This window comes from Flavobacterium bizetiae (assembly GCF_902804475.1).
GTDB classification, from domain to species: domain Bacteria; phylum Bacteroidota; class Bacteroidia; order Flavobacteriales; family Flavobacteriaceae; genus Flavobacterium; species Flavobacterium bizetiae.
This window is the reverse complement of sequence record NZ_CADCSU010000083.1, coordinates 22,014-44,088: the sequence shown is the minus strand read 5'-3', so window position 1 is coordinate 44,088 and position 22,075 is coordinate 22,014. Positions and strand designations below refer to the sequence as shown.

20 protein-coding genes are annotated in these 22,075 nt (G+C 35.0%); 14 read left to right on the top strand and 6 right to left on the bottom strand.

The window, feature by feature from the left end; translation table 11 throughout:
- Positions 1-206: 206 nt before the first annotated feature.
- The 7 genes from FLACOL7796_RS09925 (at position 207) to FLACOL7796_RS09895 (ending at position 9,019) form a co-directional block, all read left to right on the top strand.
- Positions 207-584 (top strand): hypothetical protein, encoded by a 378-nt coding sequence (locus FLACOL7796_RS09925; RefSeq protein WP_232067348.1) that lies wholly within the window; start codon positions 207-209, stop codon positions 582-584.
- A 214-nt stretch (positions 585-798) separates the two neighbouring features.
- Positions 799-1,602: an MbnP family protein gene (locus FLACOL7796_RS09920; RefSeq protein WP_173970640.1), complete on the top strand. Its 804-nt coding sequence runs from the start codon at positions 799-801 to the stop codon at positions 1,600-1,602.
- 232 nt (positions 1,603-1,834) lie between these two features.
- Positions 1,835-2,875, top strand: coding sequence for a cytochrome-c peroxidase (locus tag FLACOL7796_RS09915; RefSeq protein WP_173970639.1), 1,041 nt, complete (start codon positions 1,835-1,837; stop codon positions 2,873-2,875).
- A gap of 530 nt (positions 2,876-3,405) precedes the next feature.
- On the top strand, positions 3,406-4,365 hold the full coding sequence (locus tag FLACOL7796_RS09910) for a transporter family protein (protein WP_173970638.1): 960 nt from the start codon (positions 3,406-3,408) through the stop codon (positions 4,363-4,365).
- Between the two features lie 242 nt (positions 4,366-4,607).
- Entirely contained in the window at positions 4,608-4,985 is a 378-nt protein-coding gene (locus tag FLACOL7796_RS09905) for a hypothetical protein (protein ID WP_232067347.1), read from the top strand.
- A 92-nt stretch (positions 4,986-5,077) separates the two neighbouring features.
- Positions 5,078-7,237, top strand: a complete 2,160-nt coding sequence (locus tag FLACOL7796_RS09900; protein WP_173970637.1) for a TonB-dependent receptor — start codon at positions 5,078-5,080, stop codon at positions 7,235-7,237.
- Between the two features lie 183 nt (positions 7,238-7,420).
- Positions 7,421-9,019, top strand: coding sequence for a PepSY-associated TM helix domain-containing protein (locus FLACOL7796_RS09895; protein WP_232067346.1), 1,599 nt, complete (start codon positions 7,421-7,423; stop codon positions 9,017-9,019).
- A gap of 282 nt (positions 9,020-9,301) precedes the next feature.
- Here FLACOL7796_RS09895 and FLACOL7796_RS09890 read toward each other — a convergent pair whose 3' ends face one another.
- From FLACOL7796_RS09890 to cysC, 4 genes are all read right to left on the bottom strand, one after another.
- Entirely contained in the window at positions 9,302-9,964 is a 663-nt protein-coding gene (locus FLACOL7796_RS09890; protein ID WP_173970636.1) for a TrmH family RNA methyltransferase, read from the bottom strand.
- Positions 9,965-10,036: 72 nt separating this feature from the next.
- Positions 10,037-10,996 (bottom strand): sulfotransferase family protein, encoded by a 960-nt coding sequence (locus FLACOL7796_RS09885; protein ID WP_173970635.1) that lies wholly within the window; start codon positions 10,994-10,996, stop codon positions 10,037-10,039.
- Between the two features lie 4 nt (positions 10,997-11,000).
- Entirely contained in the window at positions 11,001-11,684 is a 684-nt protein-coding gene (locus FLACOL7796_RS09880) for an aspartyl/asparaginyl beta-hydroxylase domain-containing protein (RefSeq protein WP_173970634.1), read from the bottom strand.
- A gap of 27 nt (positions 11,685-11,711) precedes the next feature.
- Positions 11,712-12,233: an adenylyl-sulfate kinase gene (gene cysC / locus FLACOL7796_RS09875; protein ID WP_173970633.1), complete on the bottom strand. Its 522-nt coding sequence runs from the start codon at positions 12,231-12,233 to the stop codon at positions 11,712-11,714.
- A gap of 285 nt (positions 12,234-12,518) precedes the next feature.
- Between cysC and FLACOL7796_RS09870 the strand changes: the two genes are divergently transcribed.
- From FLACOL7796_RS09870 to FLACOL7796_RS09855, 4 genes are all read left to right on the top strand, one after another.
- A complete protein-coding gene (locus FLACOL7796_RS09870; protein WP_173970632.1) occupies positions 12,519-13,220 on the top strand; it encodes an SIR2 family NAD-dependent protein deacylase in 702 nt (233 codons plus the stop codon).
- The gene (locus FLACOL7796_RS09865) at positions 13,217-13,909 is read left to right on the top strand and encodes a sterol desaturase family protein (RefSeq protein ID WP_173970631.1); all 693 of its coding nucleotides are present in this window, start codon (positions 13,217-13,219) and stop codon (positions 13,907-13,909) included. The genes FLACOL7796_RS09870 and FLACOL7796_RS09865 overlap by 4 nt, the downstream gene beginning before the upstream one ends.
- Positions 13,910-13,998: 89 nt before the next feature.
- Complete coding sequence (purB, locus tag FLACOL7796_RS09860; protein WP_173970630.1) at positions 13,999-15,345, top strand: adenylosuccinate lyase; 1,347 nt, start codon at positions 13,999-14,001, stop codon at positions 15,343-15,345.
- Between the two features lie 235 nt (positions 15,346-15,580).
- A complete protein-coding gene (locus FLACOL7796_RS09855; protein WP_173970629.1) occupies positions 15,581-17,830 on the top strand; it encodes a cation:proton antiporter domain-containing protein in 2,250 nt (749 codons plus the stop codon).
- A 95-nt stretch (positions 17,831-17,925) separates the two neighbouring features.
- On the opposite strand, the gene FLACOL7796_RS09850 is transcribed toward FLACOL7796_RS09855, so the two are convergent.
- Positions 17,926-18,564, bottom strand: coding sequence for a peroxiredoxin (locus FLACOL7796_RS09850; protein ID WP_173970628.1), 639 nt, complete (start codon positions 18,562-18,564; stop codon positions 17,926-17,928).
- Between the two features lie 111 nt (positions 18,565-18,675).
- Complete coding sequence (locus FLACOL7796_RS09845) at positions 18,676-19,587, bottom strand: AEC family transporter (RefSeq protein WP_173970627.1); 912 nt, start codon at positions 19,585-19,587, stop codon at positions 18,676-18,678.
- 118 nt (positions 19,588-19,705) lie between these two features.
- Here FLACOL7796_RS09845 and FLACOL7796_RS09840 point away from each other — a divergent pair, with 118 nt between their 5' ends.
- From FLACOL7796_RS09840 to meaB, 3 genes are all read left to right on the top strand, one after another.
- Entirely contained in the window at positions 19,706-20,113 is a 408-nt protein-coding gene (locus FLACOL7796_RS09840) for an Rrf2 family transcriptional regulator (protein ID WP_173970667.1), read from the top strand.
- A 57-nt stretch (positions 20,114-20,170) separates the two neighbouring features.
- Positions 20,171-20,812 (top strand): NAD(P)-dependent oxidoreductase, encoded by a 642-nt coding sequence (locus tag FLACOL7796_RS09835; protein WP_173970626.1) that lies wholly within the window; start codon positions 20,171-20,173, stop codon positions 20,810-20,812.
- 173 nt (positions 20,813-20,985) lie between these two features.
- A complete protein-coding gene (gene meaB, locus FLACOL7796_RS09830) occupies positions 20,986-22,074 on the top strand; it encodes a methylmalonyl Co-A mutase-associated GTPase MeaB (RefSeq protein ID WP_173970625.1) in 1,089 nt (362 codons plus the stop codon).
- Position 22,075: the final 1 nt, after the last annotated feature.

Below are 22,075 nucleotides of genomic sequence, written 5' to 3'. Positions count from 1 at the left end.
TCAAATTATATATCAAACCCGACAGATTTTAAAAATCTGTCGGGTTTTTCTTTTGAATACTTTTCATCATCAAAATAAAACGGAGACTGTGACTGTGACCGAGACTGAGACTGAGACTGAAACAGCGACTAAAACTTTTTTTCAATAAAAACTAAAAACAAAACGAATAAAATGTACTTTTGCTCTCGAAAACAAAAAAACAACTCTTGAAGAAGATATTGATCATATTTCTTTCTATTATGCTTCTGGTGCCATCTTTTGGCAGTTTCTTTGTTTATACCTCTTTCAAATTAAATCAGGAAGAAATTTCGAAAACCATTTGTGTGCAACGCAAAATGCTTTTTAATTCCTGTAACGGTCGATGCGAACTTCAAAAAAGTTTAAAAAAATACGCCGACAACGAAAAGAAAATGCAAAACAATCTAAAAGAAAAAGTAGAGATTGTTTACCTTCAAAATACCATTACAAACGAATTCAAATTAGTCAATCCAATAGAATCTAAAGTAGCACTTTTTGCTACCTTAGATCAAAAACCTATTGCCGTTTCGACTAGTACTTTTCGTCCTCCATCCTATTTTATATAATTTTTAAAATCACATTTCAATTCGTATTGAAATGAATTTTCGTTGTTCCCCAAACAACGAAACCGTGTTTACGCACATTTTATACCAATTCTATTTATATTTTAGTTCAATGTTTTCTGGTATAATGCCGATGTAATATGAAAATAGTACAATGTAATTGGACTATATTGAATATACAATCGGTATTAAATTCAAATTATATAAAATTCATACAATGAAAAACACATTATACAAAGCCCTTGCTCTTGTAGCAATTTCTATAGCATTTATCTCATGTTCAAACGACGATAACAACGAGGCAAGTTCAGGAAACGGAAACCTTACTTTAAAATTCGACAACGCTTTTGGCGCGAACGATTTAATTTTAAACACACAAGGAAACACAACTTCTAACAACGAAGTCCTGAAAATTAGTCTTGTAAAATATATCGTGAGCAACGTTGTACTTACAAAAGCTGACGGAACAACTTTTGCATACCCAAAAAGCAAAAGCTATTTTATTGCTGACGAATCTACCGCAGCCGGACAACAATTTAAACTAACAGATATTCCTGCCGGAGATTACGTAAAAGTAAAATTTGGTATTGGAGTTGACGAAGACCAATGGAAATTAGGCGCAGCCGGACAAGGCGATTTTCTGGCTCAGGCAAATGATGCAGGCATGTTGTGGTCTTGGGCTGCAGGATATAAATTCCTGGCACTCGAAGGCACTTTTACCTCAGCAAATGTTACTACGGCAACCCCTTTTATGATTCACACCGGAAAAACCGGAACCGATTATAATTATACCGAAGTAACCGTAGATCTACCAACAAAAGCTTTGGTTCGCGACAACATCACTCCTGCCGTTCACATTATTACAGATCTTTCTAAAATTATCGACGGTAAAAACAAAATCAAACTTTCTGACAACAACGCTGGCGGAATGGGCGCAATGATCATGGGCGGTGCCAACCTACCCTTAATTACGCAAAACATTTCGGCTATGTTTAAGGTAGATCACGTACATAACGATTAATTTTTTCAGGAGCACAAAAGTTTCGTTTTTCCAGAAGTAATGTCCCGCTATTCACTATATCTTTTGTGGCGAACCCCGCCACAAAAGGATGTCGCTTCTATCGGGGCTAAATCAGAACTTTTTGTGCTTTTAACAACCAAAGAAGCAATCATTATAAGAAATTTAGTCCCATTGTAATTCGCGGGAATTCGTGGCAAAAAAATTACTGTTTTGCTTTTAAACACAAAAAATCATGCTGAAAATAAAATATTTTCTATGGCTGATGATTCCGTTGGTATGGAGCTGCTCTAGTGAAGAAAACGAATATGTAAACATTTCCCTGGAATTTACAGTTCCGTCAAACTTTCCTGCTTTAGCCTACAATATTGCACTGAATCCGCCAACAGAAAAAGGATTTGAACTGGGTAAAAAACTATTTTACGACGGACGTTTAGCGTCTGATGGAGTCGTTTCTTGCGGGTTTTGCCACATACAAGCCAACGCCTTTACGCATCACGGACACACGGTAAGTCATGGTGTCGATAATGCACAAGGAACCAGAAACACACCATCGATTCAGAATCTGGCTTACCAAACTACATTTATGTACGACGGAGCCGCAGACCATTTAGACTTACAGCCTATAATTCCGCTTACGAGTAATATTGAAATGAACGGAAATTTGAACGCTATTCTAAAAATGATGAAAGCCGATAAAGACTATCAAAAATTATTCGGACAAGCTTTTGGCGATGATGCGATTACAACCGAAAATATGTTGAAAGCACTTTCGCAATTTATGGTAATGGTTGTTTCATCCAATTCAAAATTTGATAAATACCGACGTCATGAAACTGGCGGAACATTCTCAACTGATGAATTGGCAGGTTACGATTTGTTTAAATCAAAATGTGCTTCATGCCATGCAACTGATTTACAAACCGACAATTCGTTTCGGAATAATGGTTTAGCTGTAAACCCAATGGTAAACGATGTTGGTCGCTATAAAGTAACCGAATTAGCAAAGGATTATTACAAATTCAAAGTGCCAAGTTTACGAAATGTAGAAGTTTCAGGACCTTATATGCATGACGGAAGATTCGGAACGCTTGAAGGTGTTTTGGATCATTATGCAAGTGGTATTGAAGATGCTCCAACATTAGATCCTATTTTAAAACAGAACGGGAAATTTGGAATATCTCTTAACGCAAATGAGAAAAAACAAATAATTGCATTTTTGAAAACACTGACGGACAATCAGTATTTGACAGATAAACGTTTCTCGGAGTTTTAAGAAATTGGCCCACGGGTTTTAAGGATTGTACGGATTAACGCAGATTAAAAGCAATTGGAAATCATTTTAATCCGTGGAATCTGTGGCAAAAATAATTATGAATAGCGTCCAGCTTTAGCTGGATTTAAATAGTAAAAGACTAAATAGAGGCTTTAGCCAAACTTGTATTTGGCTAAAGCCCAGATTAAATGCAAATGGATTACTCCAGCTAAAGCTGGAGGCAACTCAAATAATAGAAATAAAATTTTGCCACAGATTAAAAAGATTAACACAGATTAAAAATCAATTGAAAATCAGATTTGAAAAAAAATCATTTTAATCTGTGTAATCTGCAGCAAAGAACAAAAATCATAATGAAAACCGGAGTCCTAGCCCCGATTGCAGTGAAAAGCCTTTTTAAAAAAAGACCTAATTTTTCTAGGTTTTATAAAGCGACCAGCGGAAGCTTTGTAAAAACATAGAAAAATGGGATTTTGAGAAAAGCTTGAAACGAAAAGCGGGATCAGCTCCTAAAAATAATACAAATTAAAATGAAAAAAATAATAGTAATGTTGACACTTTTGGTTGGTTTTTCGGCCTTTAGTTTTAATGTAAAAGATAGTATTTCGGCCTTTACTTTTCAGCGTTTGGCAATGATGGAAGATTTTGATTGCGATGCTTGCGGATGTTCGGCAAGTGGCGGAAGCATGGGTTTTGGTTCGATGCTGAACAATAATTTTGTGGGTTTAAGATATATGAAACAAAGTTATACGAGTCGCGACGGAATCTTTGCCAATTCGCCATGGATTGATGAAAACTTCAATACAATTCAGGCTTGGGCGCGAGTTCCTGTGACGGACAAAATTCAGATTTCGGCGTTGGTTCCGTATCATTTTAACGAAAGACAATTAACTGCCGGAACAGAAGATATCGAAGGTTTAGGCGATATTACGGTAATGGCTTTGTACACGGTTTTTGAAACCAAAAAAGACAGCACGTTTTTTACACACAAAATAAATTTGGGTGGTGGTGTAAAACTTCCGACCGGGAAATTTAAAGAAGCGAATAATTTAGGAAGCGTAAATCAGAGTTTTCAATTAGGAACCGGAAGTTGGGATTTCCCGATAGTTTCAGAATATGTGATTAAGCATAAAAACTTAGGTTTAAACACCACTTTAAATTACATTTTTAAAACCGAAAACAGTAAAAATTACCAATACGGCGATCAGTTTAATTATGCAGGAACGTTCTTTTATTTGTTCGATTTAAAATCAGTTCAAATTATTCCGCAAGCAGGTTTGGCGGGCGAAGTTTACCAAACCAATCAACAACACGGATTGGATTTACCTAATACCGCTGGCGATATTTTGTTTAGCAAATTTGGCATTGAAGCCGGAAAAGATAAATTTTCGGTAGGAATAAATGCGATGTTGCCTATTAACCAAAATTTATCAAGCGGTAATATGGAGGCGAATTACAGATGGAGCATCAACTTAAATTATACTTTATAGTTTCATACTAAAGCATAAAATTTTACAATTTGTGCCGTTAGGCACTAAATATTGATAGAAAATAGTAATCAAGAAATAAATTTAGCGTGCCGTAGGTACGCAACAAAACGAGAATCATTGCGTACCTACGGCACGCCAACGAATTTCAAATCAAATAGACTACCAATATTATGTATCTAAAGATACATTTCAACTTTTAATTTGCATTTAAAATAAAGATTCAAAAAACAACGAAAAAAGCTTTGAGAAAAATCGTCATTATATTTCTTTCCTTCATGCTTTTAATGCCATCATTTGGCAGTTTCTGCGTTTATACGGCATTTAAACTCAATCAGGAAGAAATATCAAAGACTATTTGTGTACAACGCAAAATGCTTTTTAATAGTTGTAATGGCCGATGCGAACTTCAGAAAAGTTTAAAAAAATATGATGATAACGAAAAAAGAATGCACGACAATCTGAAAGAAAAAGCAGAAGTTGTTTATATTCAGAATATCATTGTAACCGATTTTAAAATAATACCACCAACAGAATCGAGAGCGAAAATCTTTGCTCCTACGGACAAAAAACCTGTTTCGGTTTCGAATGCTACCTTTCATCCACCGTCTTATTTGATATAGATTTTAGTCCCGCTTTTCAATTCTTTTGAAAAGCTTTTTCGGCATTCTACCAAGAGAATGTCGGGTACTTTATAAAATTTATATCATTTAAAATGAAGAAAATATACTTCGCTCTATTCATTATAGGGCAATGTGTCTTAGCGCAAAACAAAGTCAAGCAAGACACAACACAATCTCAGGAACTGGATAATGTTTTTATCACCGCAAATCGTACCGCTACTTTGCGCAAAGAAACTCCGGTTGCCATAAGCAAATTGACCGCTAAAACGATCAACGAAACTAAGGCAATAGCGGTTTATGAAATCATCAATAAAACGCCGGGAGTTTTAATGGTAAACTTAGGAAACGAGCAGCACATGATGTCTATTCGTCAGCCTATGACAACTAATGCTTATTATTTATATCTCGAAGATGGTTTGCCTATTCGCCCAATGGGAATCTTTAATCACAATGCTTTACTTGAAATTAATCAGTTTAATATACAAAGTATCGAGGTGGTAAAAGGCCCAGTTTCGTCTTTGTACGGACCTGAAGCAGTTGGCGGAACGATTAATTTAATTTCACAAAAACCTCCTGTTGATCCGGAATTTAAATTTGGCGTTCAGGCTGATAATTACGGATACAGAAGATTTCAGGCGGCTGGTGGTGCAACCATTGGTAAAGTTGGTTTTCATATTGCCGGAATTTCGAGTTTGCAGGAAAATGGCTGGATGACGTATTCTGATTATAATAAAGACAATCTGAATGCGAGAATCGATTACAACATCTCCTCTTCGACCCGATTGATTAGCAATACGATGTACGGAAAATATTATTCGGATATGAGCGGAACGGTTAATGAAGATGCTTTTAATAACAGAACCTACCAAAGCACCTCGAATTTTACCTATAGAAAATCTGATGCTTTGCGAACCCGATTAACATTAGAACACGACTGGAACAGCAATTCGAGCAGTTACATTACAGGATATTTGCGTGATAATAAATTGGGACAAAATCCTTCTTACGGAATTAGATGGAGTCCAACCGTAAATCCTACTACAGCAAAAGGCGAAGTCAACTCGAATAATTTTAAAAGTTATGGCGCGATTGGACAACATACTCAAAAATTCGATTTTTTGAACACTAAATTGGTTGCCGGAGCTTTATACGATTACTCTCCCGTGACGTATTGGTCGTATGTTATTGATCTAAAAGCCAATCTAAACCCTGGAGAAGCTGGCAAACAAACTGTTAGTTCGTACGAGATTGTTGCCCAACATCCGGACTCAAAATTAGCCGATTATACAGCTGACATCTTCAACTCTGCCGGATATGCGCAATTGAGTTTTAACCCAATCGAAAAACTGATTATTACGGTTGGCGGACGTTACGATAATATGAAAGTCAATTACAACAACGCACTTGACAATTCGACCGGAAGTAAAGTTTATGACAAAATGACTTTTAAAGCCGGAGCCAACTACAACCCAACCGAATTTGCCGGTTTCTACGGTAATTACTCCCAGGGTTTTGCGCCTCCGGGAATTACGTCGATCTTTAGAACCAAACCCGGAACTGGCGGCACAACTGGCGTTCCTGCTGATTTTTATTATAATCTGGATCCCGCAACTTTCAATAATTACGAGGTTGGAGGATGGCTTTCTTTCTTCGAAAACAAATTAAATTTTGACTACGCTTTATACTATATGGAAGGAAAAAATGAACTTTTAAATATTAAACTTCCTGATAACTCAACAGATTATCGCTCAGCTGGAGAAACGCGACATAAAGGAGTTGAGTTTGGTGCTTCGTATCGTCCTTCAAAACAAATCAACATTCGTCTTGGCGGAACTTACGCACAACATACTTATATCGATTTTAAACTTTCAGACAAACCAAGCGATCCCGTTCAGAATCTGGACGGTAAAGAAATGCCGGCAGCACCAAAATGGTCTGGAAATTCTGAGATAAGTTATTACCCCAACTGGCTTCCAAATCTTAGAACTTCTGTCGAATGGCAATTGGTCGGGAGTTATTACCAGGATCAGATTAATACCGTAAAATACAGTGGTTATAACTTATTCAACGCCAGAGTAGGTTATCAATGGAAGAGGATTGAAGTCTACGGAAATGTACTCAATTTAACCGATAAATTATACGCTTATAATGTTTCGAGGGCCAATACCGCAAACGCTCAACCTACTTATACAGCAGCAGCTCCAAGAACTTTTGTATTTGGAATACAGTATAATTTTTCATTAAAAAAATAGAGTTTTTTTTGCCACAGATTAAAATGATTAGAAGGATTTTTTAAAATAATCTTTTTTAATCCTTTAATCTGTGGCAATAAAATAATAATTATTAGAAGCTAATCCCGCTCTCGGCTTTATCTTTTTATGGCAGAAAAAGCCATAAAAAGGATATCGCCTCCATCGGGGCTAAAAAACCTAACAATGAGTAAAGAAATAAACAAAGACAAAAAATCTAAAAAGAAAGATTCAAAATTTGTCAAGAAAGTCAAGCAGAACATGTACAAATGGCATCGAACAATTGGTTTAATAACTATTGTTCCGGTCATTTTTTGGACTTTATCAGGATTAATGCACCCATTTATGGCGCATTTTTTCAAACCCGAAATTGCGCACGATAAATTGGAAACACCAATAATTGATAAAACTCAACTGCACTTTTCGATTCAGGAAGTTTTACAAAAAAATGAAATCACACAATTCAAAAATTTCCGAATCGTTTCGTTCAACAACGCCACTTTTTATCAGGTAAAAACAATATTTGGCGAACTGATCTATTTCGATACTTCGAACGCAAAAAAATTAGAAAATGGAGATCAAAAATATGCCGAATGGCTTTCGCGTTATTTTCTCGACGATCAAAAAAGCGGCATTAAACAAAGCGAAATCCTAACCGAATTTACATCGCAATACAAATATGTAAATCGTTATTTACCGGTATACAAACTAAGTTTCGATCGTCCGGATGCCATGCAGGTTTATGTAGAAACATCATCGAGCAAACTCGCCACTTATAACCCAACATCGAGACAAGCCTTTATCTGGTTCTTTGATACGTTTCATAACTGGTCGTTTATCGATGCAATATCAAACAATAGTATCCGAATTATTACGATGATTTTCTTGTTATCTATTATTGGATTTTCAGCCATAAGCGGAATCGTGATTTATGGCTTATTATGGAAACAATTTAAAAAAACAGACTCTTTACAACCTAAAAAAGGCATTAGAAAATACCATCGCCAAATTGGTATATGGATTTCGCTTTTTACCCTGACATTTGCTTTTAGCGGTGCTTATCATGCCACAACAAAATGGAATCCGTATACTTTATCGCAAATGGTTTACGAACCAACTTTTAAAACCAAAGAAATTTTGGTTGCCAATATTAATCTGAATTTAGACTGGAGCCGTTTTCAGAATGCGAGTATTATTACCTTAAATGATACAACGTATTTTCGTTGTCAATTGCTTGAAAAACAAAAATTCAAGACCTCAAAATCAGATTCAAATTCAAAATGGAATAAAAAAGAGGATTCAAAATCTGAGGTCGTTTACATTAATGCGGCAACTAATAAAATGATACCCAATCTGGATTTTCAATACGCTGAATTTCTGGCTTATTATTTTACAGACGGAGCTCAAAAAGCCGCTTGTTGCGAAATGGATCATAGTTCAGACGAACCTCAGGTTTCCTTAGAAAACGTAAAATTATTAGATACTAAACTCTTAACTGATTTTAATAGTCGCGAATATGGCTTTGTCAACAAAAGATTGCCTGTTATAAAACTGGCTTATGACACGCCCGAAAAAACAACTTATTTCATCGAAACTTCGACCTCAAGATTAGCCGCAGTAGTTAAAAACAGCGATATGGTCGAAGGTTATTCTTTTGCCATACTCCACAAATTTTTATTTATGGACTGGGCAGGAAAAAACATTCGGGACCTTACAATGGTTATAGCCGCACTGACGATTTTAATTGTTAGTGTTTTGGGGGCTATTTTGTTTTTGAGAAAATAAAAAATCTCGCAAAGGCGCAGAAGCGCAAAGTTTTTTTAAAAGTCAATAATTAGACCTTTAGTTTGTCATTTCGAGGCACGAGAAATCTCCGTTAGACGCTCTACAAAGCTTGGAATCTCGTTAAGGAGTTTCTTGCGAAGATTTCTCGTACCTCGAAATGACATAAAATGAGAAAAACTTTGCGCCTTCGCTCCCGATAGCTATCGGGATTGCGAGATTAAATTTATAATTACTATCAGCTTGTCTGGTACAAGTTTTTTTCCTTAGGGACTTATAGTAACTTTATCTCGGATTATCTTCGAAATAACGCGCTTCAATTCGTTTAATATCTTTAATCGAATTTTTAGCCCATGCCAAACATTTCTCCAGAATTTCTTCTTCGGATAAATGCCAGTTGATATCTGATTTTTGTAATCTGTTGGTTAAGTTTTGAATGATGATGGCTGCAGAAACAGAGATATTCAGACTCTCTGTAAAACCTACCATTGGTATTTTAAGAAAACCATCGGCTTTTTCCAGAATTTCTTCGGATAATCCGTCTCTTTCTGTTCCAAAAAATAAAGCACTTGGTTTTGTAATGTCAAAATCTTCCAGCAAACAATCATTCTCATGAGGCGTTGTGGCAATAATTTGATATCCCTGATCTTTTAATGTCGAAATACAATTCGTTACAGAATCGAACTGATTAATGTCTACCCATTTTTGAGCACCCATTGCAATTTCTTTATCGATCTTTTTCCCGTAACGTTGTTCGATAACATTTAATTCCTGAATTCCAAAAACTTCACAACTACGCATAACGGCACTTGTATTGTGCATCTGAAAAACATCTTCTACAACAACTGTAAAATGCTTTGTACGATTTCCGAGTACTTTTAAGAATTTTTCTTTACGATTATCTGTTAGTATATTTTCAAGGAAAGCGAGGTAATCTAAATCAATCATTTTATTTCTGTTTGCCGCAAAAATACACCATAATTAAAACAGAAAGAAATTTCACCTCAATTTTCAACAATCTTAATAGGCAACTACACTATCATTCAGTTTTTTATGCAAAACATCCAATCTCGAAAAATCAATTTGCAACGCTTCTTCCTTAAACTGATCTCCGGTAAAAACGACACTTTGGTTTTTTGAATGTCTTTTTAAACGATCATAAATTTTTTCTAATGCATCATCAGCATAATCAACTTTTATAAACGATATAAATTTCTCCAGAACGGCTTTCATTCCTTCATTATAATTAAGCATTACCACGTTGGTATCTCTTTTATAAAAATCCAGAAATCCCTGAAAATATTTCTCCAGAACTAATCCGCCGTATTGCTCAAAACTAATTTCATTGATTTCTTTAGCCGAAATTCCAAAAATAATCGAAGGCAATACATGAGGAACCATGTGCATTCCCGCCATTTTCTGATGCGATTTTAAAACTTCTGTTGGGTTTCTATAAAGTAAACCAAATGGAATTTCAGGAAAAAGTGATCTTAAATACGAAGCTTTAAAAATATGCCACGCATCCAATTTTACAATTAAATGTTGCTGCTCCGGAAATCTTTTTTGACCCAATAATTTTAGTACAGACTTTATCAGTACACTTTTTTTATCATCATTAAAAAGATCCCTTCTTAAAATTTGATCAATAAGTGGTGCTTCAGAAACCATTATATTTTCTGAAGACGAAGCTAAAGATTGGCTCAACATAGTAGAACCACATCTTGAAACATGAAAAACCAATGATTTTAAATCAACCGAAATTAACTCATCAGACCATTCTATAAGATTTTCTACGCTACTTACTACCTTAAATGATTTCGAATTAAAAGCGTGACTTTTGCATTTTGCAATCGTTTCATCAAAAAAAGGATCAGCATATTTTAGATCTCCCAAATAAATCCATTCAAAATAAATCTCGTTATCTTTTTCGATTAACTTAACAGGAATCCAATTAAAAAGTGGATGATGTGTGTTTTCCATGATTTTATTTCGATTGTAAATTTGCAATAATTTTATCCCCTGCTTCTGATGGATTTCGGGAAAGTTCAGCAATAATTTGCTGTTTCATCTCATCTGAATATTGTTTATTTTGGGATGATTCATTAATATCAAAACCCATTTTTGTAAACAATTCGTCAGACCAATCGTTTCGAATACAATCAAGTGTAAAATGAATTCGGGGTTCAGCACTTTTATTCTCGACACTATGCGGAAGCTGAAAATTGGCATACCAACATTCTCCCATTTGCATAGGAACACGCTTTTTATCGACGTAAAAAAATACATCATCATTCGTTATAATCGGTATGTGAATTCTAAAAAATCCATCTTCATACGATGTATCATTATCTACATGCTCTTTAATTTCGCTTTTAGGATCTAATCGAAGTAATCTCACGGCTTCTTTTTCGCATTGAAACCAATCCATAATTTCTTTAAAATATTCGCAGCGATCTAATAAGCTGGTATTTTTATAGGCTGCATTTGGAAAAGACAAAATATCATCAGCCAAACCAGATTGCGATCGTAAAGAAATACTGGTCCAGTTTCCTTCGTATCTGTAGGTATTAAAATGTGGTGTCCACAAATCATTCTCGCATACAACAAGGTCATTTTGTAATCTGTCTATAGAAAAAGAAACAGGAAGTTTACTCGAAGAAGGATTCATACGTTTTAAGGATTAAATTACTCGAAATCAGATATTGTCTATTATAAAATTATACAATTTATGGGTTGAAAAAGAAACAGTTTCAAAATCAGTTTTTAAAACTAAATCTGCACTGGATGGCACCTCAAAAACATCGCTTATACCTGTAAAATTATTTATTTTGTCAGGGTCATGACTGGGTAATAAAGCTTTTTTATACAATCCTTTTGGGTCTCTTTTGATAAGGTTGGGTATCGAACAATCTAAATATACAGTTCGAACAAATTCATACGTTCTTAATTCATTTCTCAGATTCTCGTAAGGATTAATAACCGACATTAAAACAATGGCGTCCTCTGCAACAAAATTTTGTCCCACCTGAAACAAACGTCTTATATTTTCGCATCGGTCTTCTTTAGAAAATCCCAAATCCTTGCAAATCGTTTGGCGGTAAACATCTCCATCAATTATTTCGACTTTATAACTTTTATCCATTAGCAAATGGCGAACATTTTCGGCTAATGTTGTTTTACCTGAACCTGACAAACCGGTAAATTGTATTAAAATCATTGAAAATTTGTTTTGGTTTACTTCAAAATAAAAGTAGACATTTTGTAAGACCCTTACAATAAGTATAATTACCTTTTTTTACTATCGGCAAAAAATAAAAAGTAAAAATGTGTTTTGTTAGGTGTATAATATTGATAGTAATTTAGATTTGATATTCGTCTACGTGCTGTAGGTGGGCTAAATTTATTCACCTTCTTATTTTCTAGTAATATCTAATGGCTAAGGGCACAAAGTCTAGGCTTTCATTCTTTTATTCCCTATTTTTATCTTTTTAATTTGAATATGATGAAAAAGAAATTGGTTGTTTTAACCGGAGCTGGAATAAGTGCCGAAAGTGGTATTAAAACTTTTCGGGACAGCGATGGTTTATGGGAAGGACATGATGTAATGGAAGTAGCAACTCCTGAAGGCTGGAGAAAAAATCAGGAATTGGTTTTGGATTTTTATAATAAAAGACGCCAACAACTGAAAGAAGTGAAACCTAATTTAGGACATTATATTTTAGCCGAATTAGAAAAGGATTTTGATGTGCATATTATTACGCAGAATGTAGATGATTTGCACGAACGCGCCGGAAGTACAAAAGTTTTGCATTTGCATGGAGAATTACTCAAAGTACGAAGCATACAAAACCGCGATCTTATTCTGGATTGGACAGACGATTTGTACACGGGCGATCTGGATGAAAACGGGCACCAATTACGTCCGCACATTGTTTGGTTTGGCGAAGATGTTCCGGCTCTTGAAGAAGCTATTGAAATTACAGAAACTGCTGATTATTTTGCTGTAATTGGTACGTCATTGCAGGTATATCCTGCGGCAGGATTAATCTCATATACCTATAGTATTACGCCTGTTTTTTATATTGATCCTAAACCTATTGCAATCCCGAATATTCAGAACAAGGTTGAAGTGATTGCCAAAATTGCTTCTGAAGGTGTTGCGGAATTAAGAGAAAGATTATTTGAAATAGAAAACATATCATGATATTCGAAAGCTGGCTGCAGCAATTATCTCAGTTCAATTTATTTACGCTCTTTATTTTCTTTCTGGCAGAAAATGCAGCCCTGCTGTTTCTTTCTATAATGCTGGGAAAAATAATTGAATATGAAAATACAACACTTAGTAAAACAGATCGAAAGTGGATTTTGTCGACTCTTATTTGTAATACGTTAATAACGCTATTGGGATATGAATTGTACCATTATGAGATCCTCAAAATAGATTTTTCAACCTCACTTGTATCGATATTATCGGATACTTTGCTGTTGATTTTTATAATGGACTTTTTTATGTTTGTTTTTCATTATCTGGTGCATCAGTTAAAATGGTTTTATCCTATTCATCAGCTTCACCATACGCATGTCGAAACAAGTGTTTACAGCTTATTTGTACTTCATCCTGTAGAAACTTTTGGGTTTGGTATTATATGGCTGTTTTCTATTACTATATTTGAGTTTAATTTTATCAGCATTATAATTTATTTGGTTTTAAATCTTTTATACGGAATATTTGGGCATTTAAAAACGGATATTTTTCCGGAATTCTGGTATAAAAGTCTTTTGACAAAATGGATCTCGACAACAAAGTTTCATGCAGACCATCATAAAAATGAATCTCATAATTTTGGTTTCTATTTTACCTTTTGGGATAAAATTTTTAAAACCATAATTTAATTATTAGTTTCTGCTATAATAACTCTTCGGTAATTTTCAGAAGTTTTAACAATAGCTTATATTTGTGCCTTTCGAAAAACAACATAACAATGACTACTTTAAACGAATTGAATGCTATATCACCAATCGACGGACGATATAGAAGTAAAACCCTTTCATTAGCGCCATTTTTCTCTGAAGAAGCTTTAATCAAATACCGCGTATTAGTTGAAATTGAATATTTTATTGCTTTGTGCGAAGTTCCTTTGCCACAACTTGCAGATGTAAATCCTAATTTATTTGACAGCTTACGCGATATCTACAAAAATTTCTCTACTGAAGATGCTCTTTGGATAAAAGAAACGGAGAAAGTAACCAACCACGACGTAAAAGCGGTGGAATACTTTATCAAAGATGCTTTTGAAAAACTAGGCTTATCTCAATACAAAGAGTTCATTCACTTTGGTTTAACTTCTCAGGACATTAATAATACTGCGATTCCGCTTTCTACAAAAGATGCGTTTGAGCAGGTTTATATGCCATCGTTAATTTCTTTAATTTCTAAATTGAAAGAATTAAGCGTAGAATGGAAAGACATTCCGATGTTGGCTCGTACGCACGGACAACCGGCTTCTCCTACTCGTTTAGGTAAAGAGATTTTGGTATTTGTAGAGCGTCTTGAAGAACAAATGCGTTTGTTATTTAATATTCCGTTTGCGGCTAAATTTGGTGGTGCTACAGGAAACTACAACGCGCATCATGTTGCATATCCGCAAATCGACTGGAAACAATTTGGAAATAAATTTGTTGAAACTGATCTTGGTTTACACCACTCTTTTCCAACTACTCAAATCGAGCATTACGATCATTTTGCTGCATTTTTTGATGCTTTAAAAAGAATCAACACTATTGTTATCGATTTAGATCGTGATATCTGGACGTATGTTTCGATGGATTATTTTAAACAAAAAATCAAAGCGGGAGAAATTGGATCTTCGGCTATGCCACATAAAGTAAACCCTATTGATTTTGAAAATTCTGAAGGAAACTTAGGAATTGCAAATGCTATTTTTGAGCATTTAGCAGCTAAATTACCGGTATCAAGATTACAACGTGATTTGACTGATAGTACTGTTTTACGTAACATTGGTGTGCCAATTGGTCATACGATTATTGCTTTTGAAGCGTCGCTAAAAGGTTTAAACAAATTACTTTTGAATGAAGGTAAATTTGCTGAAGATTTAGAAAAAAACTGGGCTGTTGTGGCTGAAGCTATTCAGACAATTTTACGTCGTGAGGCTTATCCAAATCCTTATGAAGCGTTGAAAGGTTTGACAAGAACTAATGAAGCTATTGACAAAAAAGCAATTCATAATTTTATTGCTACTCTTGAAGTTTCTGACGCTGTCAGAGCTGAATTAATGGCAATAACTCCTAGTAATTACGTAGGAATTTAAAGAAAACTAAAAATATTTTCTCAAAAAAAGCTATCTTTATCGAGATAGCTTTTTTTATTTAAAATCGTGAATCTAGCCCAGATTGAAATGAAAAGCCTTTTGAGAAAAAAGCCATATTTTTTTGCAGAGACAGAGCGACCAGCGGAAGCTCCTGTAACTGCTTAAAAAAATAGGCATTTTGAACAAAAGCTTGAAATGGAAAGCTGGATTAGCTCCTTAATACTAAATACCACTTATGATCGCCTTAAGCGCCGCAGCAGAGACTACACACCACTTACAACCACTTATAAGCGACTTGGGATTAATCCTGATGACCGCCGGAATTGCTGTTTTGATATTTAAAAAAATGAAACAGCCTCTGGTATTAGGATACCTAATTGCCGGATTTTTAGCTGGAAATCATTTTGATTTTTTCCCTTCGATAACTGACATGAAAAGTGTGGAGGTTTGGGCTGAAATTGGGGTGATCTTTTTATTATTTAGTCTGGGGCTCGAATTTAGTTTTAAGAAATTGATGAAAGTTGGAGGAACTTCCTCGATTACCGCCATAACGCAAATTTTATTCATGACCCTAATAGGTTATTGTGTCGGGCAATGGATGGGCTGGGGCAAAATGGACAGTATTTTTCTTGGTGCCACGCTTTCGATTTCATCAACAACGATTATTATCAGGGCGTTTGATGAACTGGGCGTTAAGGGAAAAAAGTTTGCCGGAATTGTATTTGGCGCTTTAATTGTTGAAGATATTGTGGCCATTTTGATGTTGGTTTTATTATCGACAATTGCGGTGAGCGATCAGGTTTCGGGCGGTGCCTTATTACAATCGGTTTTAAAATTAGTGTTCTTTTTGATCATATGGTTTTTGGGTGGAATTTTTATTATCCCAACAATCCTGAAAAAAGCCAAACATCTTTTAACGGATGAAATGCTGCTTATTATTTCGTTAGCACTTTGTTTAATGATGGTAATGTTTGCGGCAAATGTAGGCTTCTCGCCTGCTCTTGGTGCTTTTATAATGGGTTCTATTATTGCAGAAACAACTCAGGCCGAAAAAATCGAACACTTGATTCAGCCCGTAAAAGATTTATTTGGTGCGGTTTTCTTTGTATCTGTAGGAATGTTGATTAATCCGGAAACATTGGTTACCTATATGTTGCCGGTTGCTCTTATCACATTATTGACAATTTTTGGGAAAGCGTTTAGTTCATCTATTGGGGCTTTATTATCGGGGCAACCTCTTAAACAATCGGTGCAAACAGGTATGAGTTTAGCCCAAATTGGAGAATTCTCGTTTATTATTGCGACTCTTGGTATGACGCTTAAGGTAACGAGTGACTTTTTGTATCCTATAATTGTGGCCGTGTCTGCAATCACGACATTTACGACTCCGTTTTTGATTAAATATTCTGATCCGTTTTCTGGATATTTAGAACAAAAACTACCTAAAAAATGGATTAAAAATATTAATAGATACAGTGTAAATGCGCAAGCGATAAAATCTGTCAGTACGTGGCAAATTGTGCTTCGTGCTTCGATTACTCAGATTGTATTGCATACGATTATTATTATTGCGATTATTTTATCGTCATCAAAATTTGTAGCGCCTTTAGTGGCTGATACTCGTTTTGGTAATACTTTGGCGGCGTTAATTACATTGGTTGTTATTGCTCCGTTTTTATGGGCGCTTTCGTTACGACGTGTAAAAGTTGCCGAAGTAGAAGAACTTTGGGAAGAACGGAAATATCGTGGCGCACTTTTGATGTTGATTTTGATTAGAATGAGCCTTGGTTTATTTTTCGTTGGATTTTTACTGAATATCTTCTTCTCGCCTTTGGTCGCGTTTGTTGCCCTGATTATTGCTATTGGAGCATATCAATTGTTTCCGAAGAAATTAAACGAGCAATATCATAAAATTGAAACTCACTTTTTAAAGAATTTAAACGATCGCGAGAACAAAAAAATCGACCGAAGATATGCGAATTTAATGCCTTGGGATGGTCACATGTCTATTTTTGATATTGGTAAAGAATCTAACCTTGCAGGAAAAACTCTGGAAGAATTACGCATTCGTGAAAATATGGGAATCAATATTGCTTTTATTCGTCGTGGTGAAATTACAATTCCTATTCCGACTAAAAACGAACGTTTGTTTCCCGGTGACGAAATTTGTGTTATTGGTACCGATGAGCAAATTACAGAGTTTACCAAATACTTGCAAAATGAAGTTGAAGCGGCAAATAACTCACAAGAATCAGATATTGTATTACGCCAGTTAGAAATTTCTACTGATGATTTTATACAAAAAAGAGTGGGTCAGTTTAGAGAAAAAACCGGCGGACTTGTTGTGGGAATTGAAAGAAATGGTAATCGAATTTTAAACCCGGAATCGCATTTGATTTTAGAAAAAAACGATATTATCTGGGTCGTAGGAGATAAAAAACGAATGAACGAACTGATGAAGAAAAGCGTTCATGTCGAGTTATAGATTTTGAATAGCTACTAAGGCACTAAGTTTCTAAGGTGCTGAGTTTTTATAAAACTATAACCTTAGAAGCTTAGTATCTCAGCAACTTAGAAGCTTTACTTATTAGGTTGCGGTGTTAGGCGCAAATAAGGTTTGATAGCCGTATGTCCTTTTGGAAATTTAGCAGGGATATCACTATCCGGAACAGCTGGTGTAATTACAACATCTTGTCCGTCTTTCCAGTTCGCCGGAGTGGCTACACTATAATCTGCTGTTAATTGCAAACTATCGATAACACGCAATAATTCGTCAAAATTTCTTCCTGTCGAAGCTGGATATGTTAAGGTTAACTTTATCTTTTTGTCCGGACCAATAACAAAAACTGAGCGTACTGTAAACTTCTCGCTTGCATTTGGGTGCAGCATATCGTATAAAGTTGCTATTTTTTTATCTTCGTCGGCAATGATCGGGAAGTTAACAGTTGTATTTTGGGTTTCGTTGATGTCTTTTATCCATTCTTTGTGAGACTCAAGTCCATCGACACTTAAAGCAATTACTTTAGTATTTCTTTTTTTAAATTCAGGAACATAATTGGCCACTGTTCCTAATTCAGTTGTACACACAGGGGTAAAATCTGCAGGATGCGAAAATAAAACACCCCAGGAATCACCTAACCATTCATGAAAATTGATTGGTCCTTCGGTTGTTTCTGCATGAAAATCTGGAGCAATATCTCCTAATCTTAATGTTGACATAATTATATTTTTTTAGTTCATCTAAAATTAGTCAAAAAAGGCATAAGGAAAACACGGATTTTGTAAAAAAAAGTTAAAATTCTATTTTCTCTATCGAATTAGTTACGAAGACTAAATAAAACTTACTACAAAGTACCAAATGGCGAGGGTAACAAACGAAATTGGGATTCCAAAACCGATCATCATACTACTTAATTTGGGTTTTAAGCCATAAGTCGAAGCTAAAATTGCGCCTGTAATCATTGGTGCCATTGCCATTTCCATGATAGTAATTTTAATAGCTTCTGAATGTTGGTTGAAAATAAAAACATACAACACGAAAATGATCGAAGGCGTTATAATAAGCCTAAAGAAAAGTCCGAGTCTGAGAAATCGCCAATGCTGACTTTTTCTATTGAAGGTAAGTTGCAATCCTACCGAAAGTAATGCTAAAGGTGTTACCAAACTTCCTATTTTTAGTAAAGCCGTTTGTAGGTTTACCTCTAAATCGTATTGAAAGACATTTAATAAACACGCCACAATAAAGGTAATAAATGGCGGAAAAAATATTATTTTTTTGAAGATACTAAAAGCGTCCGGGCTTCCTTTTGAATAAAAAGCGGCTACAAAAACACCCAAAGTTGATACTACAACAAAAGTTCCCGGTTGATCGACCAGGATGGCGGTTTCTAAACCTTTTTTTCCAAATAAAGCTTCAATAATGGGATATCCCAAAAAAGATGAATTGCTTAATCCTGCAGTGAGAATCAAACAACCAATGAGTTTATTAGACCAGCCTAACCTCTTTCCTAAAAAATGAAAAAATACAAAAGCCAGTATAAAACTAATCCAGCCTGATGCTATCGGGAATAATAATTCGTTACTCCATTTTATTTTAGGAATGTGATATAAGGTAATGGCAGGAAGGCAGATATAAATTACAATCTTATTTAAAACCTTATAGATATGAGTTGGAAATTGCTTGATATGCTGCAAGATCAAACCCAAAGCGAGAAAGAAAAATATAAGGATAAAATTGTTCATATAGTTGAGTAATCACAAAAATAGGGATTTATAAATTGTTGGCGAATTTTAATTTTTCGTTAAAATCTTTTTTTATTTGGTGAAACCTAACTACATTTGTAACATATTTTATTACAGTATGATTTCAGGTAAGTTTGCCATAACGATTCACATTTTAACTTTACTTACAAAGTATCCAAATGATTATTTATCATCTGAGTACATTGCGGGAAGTATTAATTTGAATCCTGTTTTGGTTCGAAAAGAAATTGCCAATCTAAAAGCCAATCATATTGTAGAGAGCAAAGAAGGTAAAAATGGCGGAACAAAACTGGCTGTAGATCCTTCGAAAATTACATTAAAAGAAATATTTGAAATGACTTTTGAAAGTATTAACTTAGGGTATGCTAAAAATACGCCGAATCCGGATTGTCCGGTTGGTAAAAAAATCAATCAAAATCTGGCCAATTTATATTCCGACATGAATCAAAAAGTAAGCGCTCAATTGCAAGAAATTTCTCTTGAAGATTTTTCGAACCAATTTTAGAACTATTTTTTTACTCAAAACTGTAACATTTTTTATTACTAATAAAAATTATATATTATGAAAATCGCAATTATTGGAGCTACAGGATTTGTGGGCTCTGCCATTTTAAACGAATTAGCAAACAGAAATCATGACATTACTGCTATTGCAAGAAACCCAAAAGACACAGCCAATGTAAACTGGAAAAGTGCTGACATCTATAATGTTGATGCTTTGGCTGAAATTCTAAAAGGAAACGATGTTGTAATCAACGCTTTTAATTCAGGTTGGACGAATCCAAACATTTACGATGATTTTATTTCAGGATCTAAAGCGATTCAGGAAGCGGTAAAAAAATCCGGTGTTCAACGTTTCATTACTATTGGTGGTGCCGGAAGTTTGTTTGTTGCTCCAGGTTTGCAAGCCGTAGATACTCCAGATTTCCCAAAAGAATATCATGCTGGCGCAACTGCAGCAAGAGATTATTTGAATATCCTGAAAGAAGAAAAAGAATTAGACTGGGCGTTTTTTAGTCCTGCTTTCGAAATGCATCAGGGCATTACAACCGGAAGAACTGGAAAATATCGTTTAGGTTTAGACAATCCAGTTTTTAATGACGAACAAAGAAGTATTCTTTCTGTAGAAGATTTAGCAGTTGTTATCGCTGACGAAGCAGAAAACGCAAAACATCATCAGGTTCGTTTTACTGCGGCTTATTAATTTTTTTTTTTAGCCACGAATTCACGAATGATTGCGCATAAGTTTCAAACTTTGTCATTAAATTCAAAAATAATTCGTGAATTCGTGGCGAATAAATCCAAACAGTTTCAAAGAAAATCCTTTTTTGAAACTGTTTTTGTTTTCTGTACTTTTACAGTACCAAAAACAATATTTTGTCAAGTTCAAAAAATCCATCAAGCAGTTTACACGAAAAAGCCGGAATTTCACCTCCTGAAATCACCAATGTGGCTGCTATCAATCAAATTAAGAAAAACAGAAGACAACAACCTTCTTCTGCCGAATTGATTGATGGAATTTTAAACGGAAACATTACTTCTCTTAGCCGTGCCATTACTTTGGTCGAAAGCACAAATCCTGAACATACTGCAAAAGCAAACGAAGTGATTAATGGATGTTTGCCTCACGCTAATAAATCGATTAGAATAGGAATTACGGGTGTTCCCGGTGTTGGAAAAAGTACTTTCATCGAAGCTTTTGGAAGTTTCCTGACACAATTAGGCAAAAAAGTCGCTGTTTTAGCGGTTGACCCAAGTAGTTCACTTTCGCACGGAAGTATTTTAGGCGATAAAACCCGAATGGAAGAACTGGTAAAAGATGAAAATGCTTTTATCAGACCAAGTGCTTCGGGAGATACTTTGGGCGGTGTAGCTCGTAAAACAAGAGAATCTATTATTTTATGTGAAGCGGCAGGTTTTGATACTATTATTATCGAAACTGTTGGTGTCGGACAAAGTGAAACTGCGGTACACAGTATGGTTGACTTTTTTTTATTACTGAAAATTTCTGGTGCCGGCGATGAACTTCAGGGTATAAAACGCGGTATTATGGAAATGGCCGATGCTATTGTCATCAATAAAGCTGACGGCGATAATATCAAAAAAGCGAATCAGGCGAAACTGGAATTTAACCGTGCTTTGCATTTATTTCCTCCCAAAAAATCAAACTGGCAGCCAAAAGTTACGACTTGCAGCGCCATTACAAAAGATGGTATTTCTGAAATCTGGGATACTATTTCTCAATATTTTGTACAAACAAATGAATCGGGTTTCTTTCCTGAAAAACGAAAAGAACAAAATCAGTTCTGGATGATGGAAACGATTAATGAACAATTGAAACTGAATTTCTACAATCAGCCTGAGATCATTTCGCAATTAGAACAAAACAAAAAAGCAGTGCAAAACGATGAAATTTCACCTTTTACAGCTGCTCAGAGTTTGTTGTCCGTGTACTTTAAAAAATAAT

Bases quoted from the DNA above. Each gene is read 5' to 3' on its own strand.
- FLACOL7796_RS09835 (WP_173970626.1), top strand. From the start codon at position 20,171: ATGAAAATCGCAATTATTGGAGCTACAGGATTTGTGGGCTCTGCCATT.
- FLACOL7796_RS09885 (WP_173970635.1), bottom strand. From the start codon at position 10,996: ATGGAAAACACACATCATCCACTTTTTAATTGGATTCCTGTTAAGTTA.
- FLACOL7796_RS09850 (WP_173970628.1), bottom strand. From the start codon at position 18,564: ATGTCAACATTAAGATTAGGAGATATTGCTCCAGATTTTCATGCAGAA.
- FLACOL7796_RS09855 (WP_173970629.1), top strand. From the start codon at position 15,581: ATGATCGCCTTAAGCGCCGCAGCAGAGACTACACACCACTTACAACCA.
- FLACOL7796_RS09895 (WP_232067346.1), top strand. From the start codon at position 7,421: ATGAGTAAAGAAATAAACAAAGACAAAAAATCTAAAAAGAAAGATTCA.
- purB (WP_173970630.1), top strand. From the start codon at position 13,999: ATGACTACTTTAAACGAATTGAATGCTATATCACCAATCGACGGACGA.
- cysC (WP_173970633.1), bottom strand. From the start codon at position 12,233: ATGATTTTAATACAATTTACCGGTTTGTCAGGTTCAGGTAAAACAACA.
- FLACOL7796_RS09840 (WP_173970667.1), top strand. From the start codon at position 19,706: ATGATTTCAGGTAAGTTTGCCATAACGATTCACATTTTAACTTTACTT.
- FLACOL7796_RS09890 (WP_173970636.1), bottom strand. From the start codon at position 9,964: ATGATTGATTTAGATTACCTCGCTTTCCTTGAAAATATACTAACAGAT.
- FLACOL7796_RS09920 (WP_173970640.1), top strand. From the start codon at position 799: ATGAAAAACACATTATACAAAGCCCTTGCTCTTGTAGCAATTTCTATA.
- FLACOL7796_RS09915 (WP_173970639.1), top strand. From the start codon at position 1,835: ATGCTGAAAATAAAATATTTTCTATGGCTGATGATTCCGTTGGTATGG.
- FLACOL7796_RS09900 (WP_173970637.1), top strand. From the start codon at position 5,078: ATGAAGAAAATATACTTCGCTCTATTCATTATAGGGCAATGTGTCTTA.
- FLACOL7796_RS09845 (WP_173970627.1), bottom strand. From the start codon at position 19,587: ATGAACAATTTTATCCTTATATTTTTCTTTCTCGCTTTGGGTTTGATC.
- FLACOL7796_RS09865 (WP_173970631.1), top strand. From the start codon at position 13,217: ATGATATTCGAAAGCTGGCTGCAGCAATTATCTCAGTTCAATTTATTT.
- FLACOL7796_RS09910 (WP_173970638.1), top strand. From the start codon at position 3,406: ATGAAAAAAATAATAGTAATGTTGACACTTTTGGTTGGTTTTTCGGCC.
- FLACOL7796_RS09870 (WP_173970632.1), top strand. From the start codon at position 12,519: ATGAAAAAGAAATTGGTTGTTTTAACCGGAGCTGGAATAAGTGCCGAA.
- FLACOL7796_RS09880 (WP_173970634.1), bottom strand. From the start codon at position 11,684: ATGAATCCTTCTTCGAGTAAACTTCCTGTTTCTTTTTCTATAGACAGA.